The organism is Desulfobacula sp. (genome assembly GCF_021107415.1).
This window is the reverse complement of record NZ_JAIOSW010000515.1, coordinates 1-15534: the sequence shown is the minus strand read 5'-3', so window position 1 is coordinate 15534 and position 15534 is coordinate 1. Positions and strand designations below refer to the sequence as shown.

Sequence of the window (15534 nt, the reverse complement as noted above, 5' to 3'; positions counted from 1 at the left end):
TATATATTATCGGACGTTAATAGAATATACCGTTCTTAAACAAAATTTTTATTTATTGTATGAATGCTGCAATAGGTTTTTAAAACAAAAATTTTATTGTTAAAACTATTCCTTTGTTTTATATATATTAATTTTGCGTTAGAATTAATAGTTTATATAATTGATTAGGGTGTTAGGAAAAAAGACCGAGATGATTTATACTGTTTCTAAATTAACAAGGGAAATCAAATCTCTTTTAGAAGAAACTTTTCCCTTTATATGGGTAACCGGTGAAATTTCCAACTATGCTGTTCCTGCTTCAGGCCATTCTTATTTTACATTAAAAGACCATCAGGCCGTTATCAATACCGTGATGTTTAAAAATCAAAAACGCAATCTAAAATTTGAGCCTGAAAACGGTATGAAAATTATGGGATTGGCAAGACTTACTCTTTATGAACCCAGAGGATCATATCAGCTTATTTTTGAACATCTGGAACCCGAAGGTGCAGGTTCCATGCAGATTGCATTTGAACAGCTTAAAAAAAAATTATCAGATCAAGGTCTTTTTGATGACAAACACAAAAAGCCAATCCCGTTTTTACCTTCCAAAATCAGCATTATTACTTCTGGTAGCGGTGCTGCTGTCAGAGATATTATCAATGTTTCCCAAAGACGGTTTTCAAACTGCCCGCTTGAAATAGTTTCGGTTAAAGTCCAGGGACATGGATCGGAAAATGAAATCTGCGATGCCATAAACCTTGTGAATCAATTTCAAAAATCTGATTTGATCATACTTGCACGAGGCGGCGGATCTTTGGAAGATCTTGCCGCATTTAATTCAGAAATAGTTGCCAATACGATTTTTAATTCTGACATACCGATTATCACAGGTGTTGGCCATGAAACCGATTATACCATTGCTGATTTTGTTTCGGACTTAAGAGCCCCAACACCTTCTGCTGCTGCAGAACTGGCACTTCCGGATAAGAACGATCTGGTTCAAAGAATTTTTAACTTGCAGGAAAGCCTGAATTCTTCGTTAAAAAATAAAATTATTGCGCATCGTCAGGTGGTTGTTCATTTGATTTCAAGACTAAAAAGCCCTGATACAATTGTTTATGATTTTAGATTCAAGCTTGAGGATTTTGAATCAAGATTAATCAATATGATGAAACACACGGTACAATATAATAAGGAAAAACTTCACTGGTTGTCCCAAGCCCTTTACTCCCAACAGCCAGTGACAAAGATTTCAGAATACAAGCAACGTGTAAAAACACTTTCTTTGTCTCTAACACATAATTTTCAAAAAATTTTTAAAGAGATTAAAACTAATCATTTAAAATTTAATTTAAAACTTCAAGCACTTAATCCTGAAGCGGTTTTACAAAGAGGATACAGTATTTCACGGTTTGTTTCAGATAAAAAAGTGATTACAGATTCAAATGAGGTAAAAAAAAATGATAAAATAGAAGTACTTCTCTTTAAAGGAGCACTGATTACAAGGGTGGAAAAAATAAATGGCTAAGAAAAAAACATTTGAAGCAGCTTTAAGAGAGCTTGAAGAAATTGTAAAACAAATGGAATCCGGAGATCTTTGTCTTGAAGATGCAGTAAAAAAATATGAGTCGGGGATGAAACAATCAAAATTTTGTCTCGACCTTTTAGATAAAACCGAGAAAAAGATATCAATGCTTACAAAAGACAGTAATGGTAATATAAAAGAAGAACTCTTTGAAGATGAATAGTATGGAATTTAACCTGTTGCAATACCTTGAAGAAAAACAGGGATTGGTGAACCGATATCTTAAGATGATTCTTCAGCAGTTTGATCAAGACCGTGAATTAATCATGGCAATGAATCATTCTCTCATGGCCGGTGGGAAAAGGCTGCGTCCCATTCTGTCAATTGCTGCTGCCCAGGCCTGTGGAAAGGATTTTTTTATCGCCCTGCCCGCCTGTTGTGCCATTGAAATGATCCATACATTTTCTTTGATTCATGATGATTTGCCGGCCATGGATAATGATGATTTAAGGCGTGGATTACCCACCTGCCATAAAAAATTTTCAGAAGCGACTGCTATTCTGGCGGGAGATGCATTACAGACCCATGCATTTAATATTATTTCTCAACCGGAACATATTTTTAAGATATATCCGGATAGTCAGACACGACTTAAGTTGATTTCTTTGATTTCACAGGCCGCTGGAATACAAGGCATGGCTGAAGGGCAGATCCTTGATATGCAGTCTTTCCAACCCGAACAAAATGATAGCCTGATTCATCTTAAAAAAATACATGCTTTTAAAACCGGCAAAATAATCACCGTCAGTGTTGAGGCAGGTGCGGTAAGTGTCGGGGCTGATCCGGAAATGATTCGGAAATTAGTAGTTTATGCAGATAAAGTAGGGTTAGCGTTTCAGGTCGTGGATGATATTTTAAATATTGAAGGTGATCCCAAAATTATGGGGAAGGCGACAGGATCTGATGCGTTGAATGATAAAATGACCTTTCCGGCAATTATTGGTCTTGATAAGTCAAAAAAATATGCAGAGAACCTTATTGATGATGCCATCCAGGCGATTTCACAATTTGATGAAAAGGCAGATCCTTTAAGGGCAATTGCCGACTATACTATAAACAGGGACCATTAACAAAAATTGAGGTTAATAGATTTTGAGTCTTCTTGAACAAATAAAAATATCCAAAGACATTAAACAACTTTCCAGAGAAGAACTAAAAGCTCTTGCCGGAGAAATTCGTGAAAGAATTATTGATGTGGTATCAAAAAATGGCGGGCACCTGGCCTCAAGCCTGGGTGTGGTAGAATTGACTTTGGCTATTCATTATGTCTTTGATCTGCCAAAGGATACATTGATATGGGATGTGGGACATCAATCGTATGCCCATAAGCTGATTACCGGAAGAAATGACATCTTTGACAGTCTTCGTCAATACAAAGGCATATCAGGATTTTCGAAAATCAAGGAGAGCGCTTATGACGGATTCACTGTGGGGCATTCTTCCACCTCAATTTCTGCCGGACTTGGGGTTTGTTATGCCAAATATTTAAACAAGGACACTTCTGATGTCATTTCAGTTATCGGAGACGGTTCTTTAACCGCAGGACTTGCCTATGAAGGTTTTACTCAGACCGGGGATTTAAAACGCAATTTGATTGTTATTTTAAATGATAATGACATGTCCATCTCTCCCAATGTGGGTACCCTGTCTTCTTTTTTAAGCCGAACCTTTTCAGCCAAATATCTTCAAAATTTGAGAAATCAATTTGGTATTTTTTTAAAATCTTTGCCGAAAATTGGTGATAATATTTACAATATTGCCAAACGGTCTGAAGAATCTTTTAAAGCGTTTATTACACCGGGCATGTTATTCGAAGCATTTAATTTTGATTATTTCGGGCCCATTGACGGACATAATTTAGAACATTTGATTGATATTTTAAAGAATATCAAAAATCCCAAAGATCCGGTCCTTTTACATGTTACTACGGTAAAAGGCAAAGGATATGAACCGGCTGAGAAAAATCCGGTCTATTTTCATGGTGTAGGGTCTTTTGCAGTGGATACAGGTAAAAGCAATCATATATCCAATGGGATACCAACTTATACCCAGGTGTTTGGCTCTCAAATGATCAAACTTGCCAAAACCAATGAAAAAATTGTCGCAGTGACGGCTGCCATGCCAGAGGGTACTGGATTGATTGAGTTTTCAAAACTTTATCCGGACCGGTTTTTTGATGTGGGCATTGCAGAACAGCATGCAGTTACATTTTCAGCAGGACTATCATCCAAGGGATTAAAGCCCGTTGTTGCTATCTATTCTACCTTTTTGCAAAGAGCCTTTGATCAGATCCTCCATGATGTATGTATAGATGCACATCCGGTTGTATTTGCCATTGACCGTGGGGGAATCGTTGGTGAAGACGGCCCAACACATAATGGTTTGTTTGATTATTCATATCTTCGCTGCATGCCAAACATGACCATTATGGCACCAAAGGATGAAAATGAACTGGCAAGAATGCTTGTCACAGCAGTCAATTATAATGGCCCTGTTGCCATAAGATATCCAAGGGGAATTGGAACGGGTGTCAAAATTGAGGAAAATCCAAAACCTTTGGAAATTGGAAAAGCCCAAGTGATTAATGAAGGTGATGATGTGTTGATTATCGCCATTGGAAAATCAGTCTGCGAGGCTTTAAAAGCCAATAAATTACTAAAAAAACAGGGTATTCATGCAACGATAATTAATGCCAGATTTGTCAAGCCGCTTGATACAAACCTGATAATTGAATATGCATTGAAAATTAAAAAAATCATTACCGTGGAAGACCACGTTCTTGATGGAGGATTTGGATCTGCTGTCCTTGAGATGCTGACAGATAAGGGTGTAACAGGATTTTCCATAAAAAGGATTGGCATCAAAAACAGATTTGTCGAGCATGGGCCTCAGGATATTTTAAGACGAGACTATGGAATTGACAGTGCCGCTATTGTAAACGCAGGTTTGGAGTTACATGGCAATAAAATTAAATAAAGCCATAAAGAATAAAATCAGGCTTGATTGCTTTGTTGTTGAAAAAGGACTGGTTAACTCCAGAGCTCGTGCAAAAGCTCTTATTATGGCAGGCAAAGTGCTTGTAAATGATATACCTGTGGATAAACCGGGAACTTTGATTGCCAATGATGCAAACGTCATTGTAAAGCAGGATGACAATCCATTTGTCAGCCGGGGGGGCTTAAAGCTTGAAAAGGCGTTAAAGAGTATTCCAGTGTCAGTAAAAGGCATGACTTGCCTTGATATTGGGGCTTCAACCGGTGGTTTCACCGATTGTCTGCTTCAGAATGGGGCAGAAAAAGTATATGCAGTTGATGTAGGATATGGGCAGTTTGACTGGTCTTTAAGACAGAACTCACGGGTAAAAGTTATTGAAAGGACCAATATCCGGCATATGCCCTATAAAGTCATTAATGAAAAAGTGGATGTAGTTGTTGCGGATACTTCATTTATCTCACTTAAAATCGTTCTCCCTTCTGCTGAAAAATTTATGAGAGATGATACACAGGTTCTGGCCTTGATCAAACCTCAATTTGAAGCAGGAAAGAAGAATGTCGGCAGGGGGGGGGTTGTAAAGGATCCTGAAATTAGAAGATTGGTGATAGAAGATTTAAAATTTTTTTTTAAAAAAAAAGGGTATCAGATAAATCAGGTAGTCCCCTCCCCTATTTCAGGCCCAAAAGGAAATATTGAGTATATTATATTTTTAACTTTTAAAAAAAATTTAAAATAACACTATTAATTTTATTTAAATTCGATTATTTAAATATAACTTTTTATTAATTGTTTAAGAGGAGCAGTAATGAGCGAAGAAATTAAAACCATGAGAAATGTAGCTCTGGCTGGTCATGGAGGTGCAGGCAAGACAACTCTTGCTGAGGCTATGCTATTTCAAGCCGGAGTTACCAAGCGTCTTGGAAAAGTTGAAGAAGGCAATACCGTCATGGATTTTCAGCCTGAAGAAACCAGAAAACAGCAGAGTATTAATACATCATTTATTAAGTATACGCATAATAAACATACAATTACTTTGATGGATACTCCTGGTGATCAGAATTTTTTCTCTGCTTCTAAGACATGCTTTCCTGTTGCAGACTGCATGGCATTTGTGATTGACGGGGTTGGCGGACCGTCTGCCATGACCGAGGAAGCTGCAGCCAGTGCATTGGAATATAATTTGCCCGGCTTTGTTATTGTGAATAAGCTGGACCGGGAAAGAGCAGATTTTTCAACCTGTATTACGGCCTGCAAAACTGCACTTAAAAACAAGATCGTTCCTATTTTTTATCCCATCGGTTCTGAAAATGACTTTACAGGGTTTGTGGATATTATTTCAGGCCAGGCCTTTGAATATGATGCAGATGGGAAACCAGGCAAGATTGATGTTCCTTCCGACCTGTCAGATGACATTGAAATGGCAAAAGAAGAATTTATTGAAAATGTAGCTGAACTCAATGATGAACTTCTTGAAAAATATCTGGAAGGTGAAGAAATTACTGAAGATGAACTAAAAGTAGCATTCAGACAGGGAGTTCAGGATGCCGAGTTTTATCCGGCCATTTGCTGTTCCGCCACAAAGATGATCGGTGTCGATACCATTTCTGATATTATCAATGACTATATGCCCTCTCCCCTTGATAGAGGCGATTGGATTGCAAAAGATGCCAATGGAGAGGATATTATTGTTTCTCCCGACCCGGATGCTGAGTTTTGCGGCTTTGTTTTCAACACCATTGTTGACCCATATGCAGGAAGACTTTCTTTATTTCGCGTGATTTCAGGAACTCTTGGAAAGGAAGGCAATGTTGTTAACACAACAAAGGATATAAAAGAGAGATTCTCACAGCTTCTTGAAATTGCCGGTAAGGAACAAAAAACCATAACCAGTGCTCTACCGGGATCTATTGTTGCTGTGGCAAAACTCAAAGGCACCTTGACCGGTGATACGCTGACAGGCGGAAAAGATATCCAGATACCGGCTCCGCAGCCCTTGCCACCTGTTATTTCCTTTGCTATTTCACCCAAAGCAAAAAATGACGAAGATAAAATTCATGAAGCCGTTAGAAAAATTCTTGAAGAAGATACAGGGCTTCAACTTCAAAGGAATGAAGAAACCAAACAGACTATCCTTTCCGGCAGAGGTCTTGTTCATATAGAAGTGACTGCTGAAAAAATTCAAAGAAAATTTAATGTGGGTATGGACATTGAAACACCAAAGGTGGCCTATCGGGAAACCTTTAAGAAAAAAATTCGTGTTCAGGGCAAGCATAAAAAACAGTCTGGTGGGCATGGGCAGTATGGTGACTGCTGGATTGTTCTTGAACCCCTTCCAAAAGGCAGAGGATTTGAGTTTGTAGATAAAATTGTCGGCGGGGTTATCCCTAAAAATTATATTCCTGCAGTCGAAGCCGGTATCAGGGAAACTTCAAAAACAGGTATACTTGCGGGTTTTCCCTGTGTTGATTTCAGAACAACTCTTGATTTTGGATCCTATCATTCTGTTGATTCCTCTGAAATGGCTTTTAAAATGGCAGGGACTCTTGCCTTTAAGAATGCTGCAAAAGATGCAAAAGCGACCCTGCTTGAACCTATCATGAAGATAGCTGTAAAAGTTCCGGATGATAGTACAGGCGACATTATGGGGGATCTTAATTCCAGACGCGGCAGGGTTCTTGGGATGGATTCCGAAGACGATAAACAGATTATCAATGCCCTGGTTCCCATGGCTGAAATACTTAGATATGCACCTGATTTAAGTTCTATGACAGCCGGCAGAGGAACATTTACCATAGAATTTGAACAATATGATGTCGTTCCGGGTGATATGGCACAAAAAATCATTGACAGGGTTAACGCTGAGAAAGAAGAGAACAAATAGTGTCAACTGAAAACCGCCAATTTTCCCGATTACTGCGTTGGGCGATAATTTTAATCCTTGAAATACTTAATGTATTCCTCCGGTTAAAATTATCGCCCGCCTTGTACTCGGCTCGCAGAGGAGCGTATGCTCACAAAAATTTTCAGGTTTTCGGTCAGGCAGTAAATAAACAAACTTATAATTAACTGCCCGGTTTTATTGTTGGCTTAATTTGAAGATATTATCAAAAAGTTTTTGTCTTATCTCCTCTACGGATAAATTTTTAAAAGTATCGTAAGGAACCGGTTTTCCAATATTTACTTTAACCTTTCCCGGCCTTAAAATTAAACTTGATTTTCGGTTGTAAGTGAACAGACCATTTATTGCAAAGGGTAAAATATCAGCTTTAGCACCTTTGGCTAAATGAAACGGTCCTTTTTTAAAGGGTGATATTTCTCCTGTAAGTGTCCTGTGTCCCTCAGGCAGAATACCGATACTCATTCCGGACAAGAGCGTTTTTCTTGCCATTTCAAGGCTTAAAATTGCCTTTTTAAGGTTGTTTCTTTTTATAGGGATGCATCCCCATTTACGGATCAGGTATCCCCATACAGGCAACGAAAAATGATAGGCAGCCTCGACACCCACAAAGCATAGGGGAATGGCCGTTGGAATAACAAAAACATCAAAAAGACTTTGGTGATTTCCCATGATCAGGTAAGATTTATCAGACTGAATATACTCCCTGCCTGTTACAACAAGTTTTATTCCCATTAATCTGATTAAAATACCAAATAAAAACCTGGCAATGCTGAATGTGATTTTTGGGGGTAAAAAAAACAGGCAGAATACAAGAATAAAAAATGAAAATAAAAAAAAGAGTCCGCCAATAATCCACAACCCAATTGAAGTAACTTTTTCCAACTAAAGATACCTTATCATTTTGTGATGTATATTTATAGTTGATGGCGTGACACCGAATAATTCACCATCCGGCAATAAGATTTTCTCAGGCAATGTTTTGATTGTGGCTTTCCTGGCCTTGAAAGACCTTACCAAAGGATGTTCGATATGAGTTCCTTTAAAAATTTTTGGCAGGGTCGCCAAAAGACTTGTTCGTGACAATTTGCCTGCGACAATAATATCCATGTAACCATCATCTATTATGGCATCAGGGGCCATCAGCATATTCCCTCCGGTAAAACGAGAATTGCAAAATTCAACAAAACAATTTTCCCCGGATATCATTTTTCCATCAATTTCAAGCTCCATGTAATGAAAATTAAGTTTTGCGGTCCTGTAGAAAACACCGAGAATATAAGAAAAATCCCCAAAGCATTTAAATTTTTGAGCTGTTTTTGCCACATCCGTGACAAATCCCAATCCAATCAGGTTAACAAAATAAAACTTTTTTTCTGCCTGTGTAAAAGAGCAGACATCTATCCATTTTGGATTGTTTTCAACAATTGATTTGATGCCATCCTCATAGTGTTGGATATTTAAATCTTTGGCAAAGGAGTTTCCTGAACCCACAGGAATAATGCCAAGAGGTGGGATTTCTTTAGCTGCAAAATGGGTCAGAAGACCGTTTAAAACATGGTAATTGGTTCCATCTCCGCCTATGGTAATAATGGCGTCATAGTCTTTTATTTTTAGCCCAGAGGTAATTTTGAGGATATGTCCATGATAAAGGGATAGATAGGTATGATAGTCAATGCGATTTAATGAAAGTTTTCTTTCAATCAAAGGCAGCAGTTTTTTGCCCTTTTTCCCACCCGCGTAAGGATTGACGATTAAGGCAACTTTCATAAAACCCTTTATAAAAAATTAGAATTTAAGCTGCAATGTGCCACCGCACTTTTATCTAAGTAATGTCCAAGTTCCCCTTCTTTTTTAGGAAAAAATCCTATACATTTTTCCCAGACTTCTTCATCTTCCATACAAAAATATACTGCCAAATTCGGAGCATATTCTTTTATGCATGAAATAATTTGTTTGTAAAGTTCTATTCTTAATGGTTTGAAATATCGCATCTTATTATCAAGTCCAAGAATAAACTCTCCATAACAGATAGTTGAATGCTTGAATCGTTTTTCAATGATCTGCTTTAATTTAGGCATGAACCGAAAAGTACCGATGCTGATCCATACAATACTTTCAGGGCGTACATATTCAAAAATCTGTTTTATCACTTTTTTGTATTGAATCTCACATTCCGGATAGATCACCATTGGATCAAAATGAAACGCAAGCCTGTATCCCTTTGACTCGACACGCCTGGCCGCTTCAAGACGGGCTGTAAGGGAGGCGGTACCCTTTTCTTCAGACCTGATAATATCCGATGTGTTCAATGACCAGGCAATAACGGTTTTGCCATTGTGATCAAGGGGAAGCAAGGAATCAATATTAATGGTTTTGGTTTTGAGTTCCAAAAGGCAATTGTTTTGCCTTGCAAATGTTTCAATAAGAAATTTGGGCTGGGGACTTATTTTTTCCCAGATAAGTGAATCTGTAAATTCACCCGTTCCGATTCTGAATATTTTATTTTGACTGAATATTTTCTCAAGATTATGAGCAAGCATTTCAAGCCCTGCAAAATATTGCAAAACAGGTGGATGAAAATAGGCCTGAAGAATGCAATACGAACAATCCATGGTACAAAATGTCCCGGTATGGAGAATAGTATAATCACAACAGGTATAAAAACTGGTTCCAGGGCAAGCCTTGACGACAGCTCCCCTGTTTTTGGTAATATAGAGTGTCTTTTTGGCCTTTGAGACGGGATCATCAGCAGAGTTGATAAAATCATAGACTGTTCTTGAATTTTCTATCCATTGGGGATCTGTTTTAAGCCTGGAAATCAGATAGTCGATTTCAACAGTCTCAGGAATGGCTTTATCAATAAAAAGAGTATCGATTTTCATTGGTTGAAAATTTCTTTTAGTTCCTTATTCTCTATAGCTTTATTGAGATTCTGAACATTTGTCACAAATTCGCTGTAATTTTTGGCAGTAAAAGAGATGGAATAATTTTGACTTTCAAAATTTTCCGGGGGTATAAATTTAATGTTGTTGCCAAATTTTATGGATGTAATTTTTTGTCGGATCATTTGATGCGTATTAAAAATAGTTGGAAACCGCTGCTCAAAGAGCCAGGCGCGTAACTCTTTGGTTTTTAATCCCGGCTCTTTATTTTCAGCAAAAAGAATATCTTGTATGGCTTGATTATTAAAAAAAATTTTCGGTTTAATGGTATCTCTGGCTGAAATTTCCATTATATGCTGTATGATTTCAAGCTGTTTGTTATTGGAAGCTTTAATTTTTGAAAAAATCTTTAAAAAAATCTTTATGGTCTCTTTTTCATAAGATGCTATTCTTTTAGCAGACTTGAAAGACAGATTGCCGTGATGGATTAATTCCAAAGCCGGATCAGGCAAAACACCAATGGCTAACAAATCCTCTACAAATCGAGCATTAAGTTCTATGTTAAAAATACCAGGTGATTTTTTTGCGATCTCTTTTTTATCCAAAAATTGATAAAGTCGTCTGATACTTATTATGAGTTCAGCATGAGTTAACGGCCGTTGAAAAGCAAGTGCTGCTATGGATTTTATAAAACAAGAATAGTCTGGTGTATCCGGCCTTGTTTTATATACAAGTATTTTTGTTTCATTATTGTAAATCCGATTATTATAAATTAGGGCCCTGACCCTGTTAAAACCTGAAATAATAATAAATTTATTATTCAAGGGCCTGACGACCGGAGGGGCAACCAAGCCTGCCTGCCTGATGGAGTTTGCCAGAAAGGTTATATCATCTTGTGAAAATGAAATTTTATATCGTTCATCTGTTAAATCAATATCACAAATATTTATTTTGCACAAAAGATCAGACATTAACACCTGTCAAACGTGTATATATTTCTTTGTATGTCTTTGATACCGTATCAATAACTTCCTGGGGAAGTTTGGGTCCCGGCGGGTTTTTATCCCATCCGGATTCAATGAGCCAGTCCCTGACATATTGCTTATCAAAGCTGTTCTGGCTCTTTCCGGGTTCATATTCCTTCAAAGGCCAGAATCTGGATGAATCCGGGGTAAGGATTTCATCTATAAGGATAATTTCTCCATCTAACATACCAAATTCAAATTTGGTATCGGCAATAATAATTCCTTTTGTAAGAGCATATTCAGCACCCTTTTTATATATTTCAAGACTTAAATCCTTTAATTTTAACGCCGTATCACTGCCAACCAACTTAACAGCCTCATCAAAGCTGATATTGATATCATGATCACCGATTTCGGCTTTGGAAGAAGGTGTAAAAAGCGGTTCCGCAAGTTTCTCTGATTCTTTTAAGCCTTCAGGTAATTTGATCCCGCAGACATGGCCTTCTTTTTGATAGGAACTCCAACCCGAACCTGTGATGTATCCTCTCACAATGCATTCAACGGGAAGCGGTTCGGCCTTTTTTACCAGCATGCTTCGTTTGTCCAAAGCATCTGAATGCGGTTTGAAATCTTCTGGGTACTCATTTACATTGGTGGTGATAATATGATTCTTTACAATGGTTTCCATTTGTTTGAACCAGAATACGGATATCTGATTTAAAACTTTTCCCTTATCAGGGATAATATCCGGCAGGACAACATCAAAAGCGGAAAGCCTGTCAGTGGTAACCATTAACAGAGATTCTCCCGTGTCAAATATATCTCTGACTTTACCCTGCCTGACCAGGGACAGGTCATCAAATTGAGTTTTTGGAATTGATCCCATTTCAATCTCCTTATTGTAATTTAATTGGTAATATTATTTTGGGTGCTTAATATCACAAAATACGATATTTATCCATTGTTGATAAAAAGATTTAAAGGGATTATACCATCAATAATCACCAATAATTTGATTTTAATATTTTGTAAACTTGACGCGGGTAACTAAATGATAATATTGTCGACTGTATTTTAATTTTCATTATATGGAGGTTTTCAAATGAATAAAACGTTGGTTCAATTATTTTTCATCTTCTTCATTATTGTTCTCAGCCATATCCCTGCAGTTTGTCAAACAACTTATTCTCTCTATGAATTAACACAACTTGCAAATAAGCATAGTGAGACCATTAAAATTGCTCAAGAGGATGTATATATCGCTCAACAGGATAAGGCCAGAGCATTATCTGTCTTAATACCCAAAGTCACAACCTATGGCAATATGATGAAGTATAAAAATAATAATATTGCTGCTTCCGATACACTCACACTGGGTATCAAGCTGACACAGTCCTTTACGCTCAATGGAAAAGAACTGATTGCTCTGAATGTTACTAAAAAAACCATTGAAGGCAAAGAATTTTCCCTTAAAAGTATCCGTTCTCAGTATTTCTTACAGGTTGCCCAGGCCTATTATAACATATTAAGTGCACAAAGATTTCTTGAAATCGCACAATCAGATGTCAAACGTCTTGGAACTCACAGAGATGCCGTAAAAGAGCATCTAAGCGTTGGGAATGTAACCAAAACCGATTTATACAGGGCTGAAGCTGAATTGTCGAAATCTTTGACGGAACAGGTAATAGCAGAGAACAGAGTATTGCAAACCAAGGCCATTTTGCATAATCTTGTAAAAATTGAGGATGAATTCAATCTTTCAAAAGAAAATATTGAGGGTATTGAAAATTATGATAGTACGCTGGAAAATATTCAAACCTATGCTTTAAAAAACAGAACGGAAATAAAAGAAGCAAAAAAAAATCTTGAAATCGCCAGAAAAACTGTAAAGTTCAAAAAAAGTGATTATTGGCCCACACTTTCACTTGAGGCAGGATACAAAGAGACAGATATCAAGTATGATTTTACGCCAACCTCTGTAGAATATGATACCGAAGACCTTTATCTCAAAGGGGAACTTGTCTTTACCTTATATGATGGTGGTTTAAGAAAAGCCGAAATCAGGCAGGCCCTTGCAGACCAAAGAAAGACAGTAAATGCATTAGTTCTACAGAAAAAAAAGATCATTCTTGAGTCAAAGACTTCCTTTCTGGTTTACCAAACTGCAAAAAGTACATTATTGAATTTACAAGATGAGCTGAAATCTGCCAAAGAGAATTACAATGCGGTTCAAATGCAGTTTAAATACGGTATGGCAAACAGTATTGATATGATGGACGCAAACACTTTGCTGGTTACTGCCCAGAGAAGAATTTCAGATGCCAAATATACTTACTACATTGCTGTGCTTAATATTCTTTACACAAAAGGTGACTTAATTGTGTTTTTTTTAAACCAGGCCTGATAATGAATCCGTAATGTTTTAGGTGTGTAAAGCTTGACTTAAACAAATTGATAAAATAATCTTAAACCATGACATTTAAACTTGGTATGAAAGCATTTTAAAAGGAGAATCACATGTATGAAATAATTGCAGATCCTAAAGAGTATCAGATTGATCATCTTATCAACGGAACCGGTAATGCAAATATTGATATTTCCAAAGAAGAGCGAGATAATTGGGCAGGTGAAATTGTAAATTTCAGTGAAAAATTGTCTGAGTTTGCAAAAAAATCTAAGGAACTTGCAAGGCTTTTATCCGGTCCGGAGCAGATCTCCGCAACCCCTGCTTCATTGAAAACTTTGAAAATTCAATTATTTATGATTAATGATGCTTTAACGACAGCACTTGAAATTGCAGATAAACTTGAATCTGATATTGTAAAAAAATAAAAACTGTCAAATTAAGGTTTTTTGCCGCAGCAAATGGTCTGTGAGTACAATTGCCATCATGGCCTCACAGACCTTATTAATTCTTGGAATAGCGCAGATATCATGGCGGCCTTTGGTTGAAATCTGGGTTGAATGACCATTTTCGTCGATAGTCAGTTGAGTTTTCAGGATCGAAGGTATGGGTTTGACATGAACTCTTGCAATAATATCATCCCCGTTTGAAATTCCTGCCAGAATGCCCCCTGAATGGTTTGTTTGAAATCCATCCGGAAAAATCTGGTCATTATTCTCAAAACCTGTCATTTGAGACACACCCGTTCCAGCACCGATTTCAACAGCTTTGACAGCCCCGATACTCATCAAAGCCTTGGCAATATCGGCATCCAGCTTGTCAAAAACCGGTTCTCCTAAACCGGCCGGTACATTTGATACGACAATTTCCACAATACCCCCCAAAGAGTCCCCTTGTTTTTTTACCTCTTTGATTTTTTTTTCCATTTTGCGGGTAGCCTCTAAATCAGGACATTGCAAAGTATTTTTATTTCTTTCAGATAAATCATCAATATGAGTAGCCCTGATGCCGCCAAGCTCCAGTGTATAGCTCTTGATTTTGATATTGTGCTGGTCAAGTACCAGTTGAGCAATGGCTCCTGCGGCTACCCTTGCTGCTGTCTCCCGTGCAGAGGCCCTTCCGCCGCCCCTGTAATCCCTGATGCCATATTTGGCTTGATAGGTATAATCACCATGCCCCGGTCTGAAAAGGGAGGCAATAGCGTCATAGGATTTTGGTTTTGCATCTTTGTTCTCAATCAAAATCATAATGGGAGTTCCTGTGGTCTGCCCTTTAAATGTACCCGATAGAATAAGGGGGTGATCCGGTTCTTTTCTTTTTGTACCCGATACCCCCTGGCCCGGCTTTCTTTTATCAAGGGCTTTTTGTATGATGTCCTTGTCAATCTTAAGACCCGGTGGACAACCTTGAATCACAACACCGATTGCCTTACCGTGTGATTCTCCAAAGGTGGTGATATTGAATGCTTTTCCAAAACTACTGCCTGACATTAAGATAATCTCCTGTCAATAATATTAACAATTTCTTCGGGTGTATGAGAGCTGACATCAATCCTTATATTGGCGATCTTTTCATATAATGGTTTTCTTAAACTTATTAATTCTTTAGTTTCTTTTAAAAGATCTTTATTTGTCAGCGATGGTCTGGATAAACAGGTTTTATTATCATTATTAAATCTGTGTAAAATTGTTTTCAGATCTGCATCAAGCCAGACACAAAAGCCATTCTTTTTTATAAAGTTCTGGTTTTCAGGGGCAGTAATAATACCACCCCCTGTGGCAATGACTGCATCTTCATTTTTTTTTGTATTAAAAAGTATGTCC

15 protein-coding genes are annotated in these 15534 nt (G+C 37.5%); 8 read left to right on the top strand and 7 right to left on the bottom strand.

Translation table 11 applies throughout. The features are described 5' to 3' along the window. The first annotated feature begins 190 nt into the window (after positions 1 to 190). The 6 genes from xseA (at position 191) to fusA (ending at position 7442) form a co-directional block, all read left to right on the top strand. The gene (gene xseA, locus K8S13_RS25475; RefSeq protein WP_291466620.1) at positions 191 to 1510 is read left to right on the top strand and encodes an exodeoxyribonuclease VII large subunit; all 1320 of its coding nucleotides are present in this window, start codon (positions 191 to 193) and stop codon (positions 1508 to 1510) included. Continuing rightward, positions 1503 to 1730, top strand: a complete 228-nt coding sequence (gene xseB / locus K8S13_RS25470; protein ID WP_291466618.1) for an exodeoxyribonuclease VII small subunit — start codon at positions 1503 to 1505, stop codon at positions 1728 to 1730. Before xseA ends, xseB begins: the two co-directional genes overlap by 8 nt. Continuing rightward, positions 1723 to 2637: a polyprenyl synthetase family protein gene (locus tag K8S13_RS25465; RefSeq protein WP_291466616.1), complete on the top strand. Its 915-nt coding sequence runs from the start codon at positions 1723 to 1725 to the stop codon at positions 2635 to 2637. Before xseB ends, K8S13_RS25465 begins: the two co-directional genes overlap by 8 nt. A gap of 22 nt (positions 2638 to 2659) precedes the next feature. Then, positions 2660 to 4543, top strand: a complete 1884-nt coding sequence (dxs, locus tag K8S13_RS25460; protein WP_291466614.1) for a 1-deoxy-D-xylulose-5-phosphate synthase — start codon at positions 2660 to 2662, stop codon at positions 4541 to 4543. Next, positions 4524 to 5297, top strand: a complete 774-nt coding sequence (locus tag K8S13_RS25455) for a TlyA family RNA methyltransferase (protein ID WP_291466613.1) — start codon at positions 4524 to 4526, stop codon at positions 5295 to 5297. The genes dxs and K8S13_RS25455 overlap by 20 nt, the downstream gene beginning before the upstream one ends. Before the next feature lie 69 nt (positions 5298 to 5366). Next, positions 5367 to 7442 (top strand): elongation factor G, encoded by a 2076-nt coding sequence (gene fusA, locus K8S13_RS25450; protein ID WP_291466612.1) that lies wholly within the window; start codon positions 5367 to 5369, stop codon positions 7440 to 7442. Between the two features lie 195 nt (positions 7443 to 7637). Here the strand turns inward: fusA and K8S13_RS25445 are convergent, their stop codons facing one another. The 5 genes from K8S13_RS25445 to K8S13_RS25425 are packed head-to-tail and all read right to left on the bottom strand — an operon-like array spanning position 7638 to position 12193. Continuing rightward, entirely contained in the window at positions 7638 to 8342 is a 705-nt protein-coding gene (locus tag K8S13_RS25445) for a 1-acyl-sn-glycerol-3-phosphate acyltransferase (protein WP_291466611.1), read from the bottom strand. Beyond that, a complete protein-coding gene (locus K8S13_RS25440) occupies positions 8343 to 9227 on the bottom strand; it encodes a diacylglycerol kinase family protein (RefSeq protein WP_291466610.1) in 885 nt (294 codons plus the stop codon). A gap of 8 nt (positions 9228 to 9235) precedes the next feature. Next, positions 9236 to 10342: a spore photoproduct lyase family protein gene (locus tag K8S13_RS25435; RefSeq protein WP_291466609.1), complete on the bottom strand. Its 1107-nt coding sequence runs from the start codon at positions 10340 to 10342 to the stop codon at positions 9236 to 9238. Continuing rightward, entirely contained in the window at positions 10339 to 11313 is a 975-nt protein-coding gene (locus K8S13_RS25430; protein ID WP_291466608.1) for a ParB N-terminal domain-containing protein, read from the bottom strand. The genes K8S13_RS25435 and K8S13_RS25430 overlap by 4 nt, the downstream gene beginning before the upstream one ends. Continuing rightward, positions 11306 to 12193 (bottom strand): phosphoribosylaminoimidazolesuccinocarboxamide synthase, encoded by an 888-nt coding sequence (locus K8S13_RS25425; protein WP_291466607.1) that lies wholly within the window; start codon positions 12191 to 12193, stop codon positions 11306 to 11308. The genes K8S13_RS25430 and K8S13_RS25425 overlap by 8 nt, the downstream gene beginning before the upstream one ends. 216 nt (positions 12194 to 12409) lie before the next feature. Between K8S13_RS25425 and K8S13_RS25420 the strand changes: the two genes are divergently transcribed. Both K8S13_RS25420 and K8S13_RS25415 read left to right on the top strand, forming a co-directional pair. Beyond that, positions 12410 to 13711 (top strand): TolC family protein, encoded by a 1302-nt coding sequence (locus K8S13_RS25420; protein ID WP_291466606.1) that lies wholly within the window; start codon positions 12410 to 12412, stop codon positions 13709 to 13711. 113 nt (positions 13712 to 13824) lie between these two features. After that, positions 13825 to 14139 (top strand): hypothetical protein, encoded by a 315-nt coding sequence (locus K8S13_RS25415; protein ID WP_291466605.1) that lies wholly within the window; start codon positions 13825 to 13827, stop codon positions 14137 to 14139. A gap of 6 nt (positions 14140 to 14145) precedes the next feature. Here the strand turns inward: K8S13_RS25415 and aroC are convergent, their stop codons facing one another. Together aroC and K8S13_RS25405 are read right to left on the bottom strand one after the other, a co-directional pair. Beyond that, the gene (gene aroC, locus K8S13_RS25410) at positions 14146 to 15201 is read right to left on the bottom strand and encodes a chorismate synthase (protein ID WP_291466603.1); all 1056 of its coding nucleotides are present in this window, start codon (positions 15199 to 15201) and stop codon (positions 14146 to 14148) included. Next, the coding region (locus K8S13_RS25405; protein ID WP_291466600.1) for a shikimate kinase at positions 15201 to 15534 on the bottom strand (334 nt) is incomplete at its 5' end. The genes K8S13_RS25405 and aroC, both read right to left, overlap by 1 nt.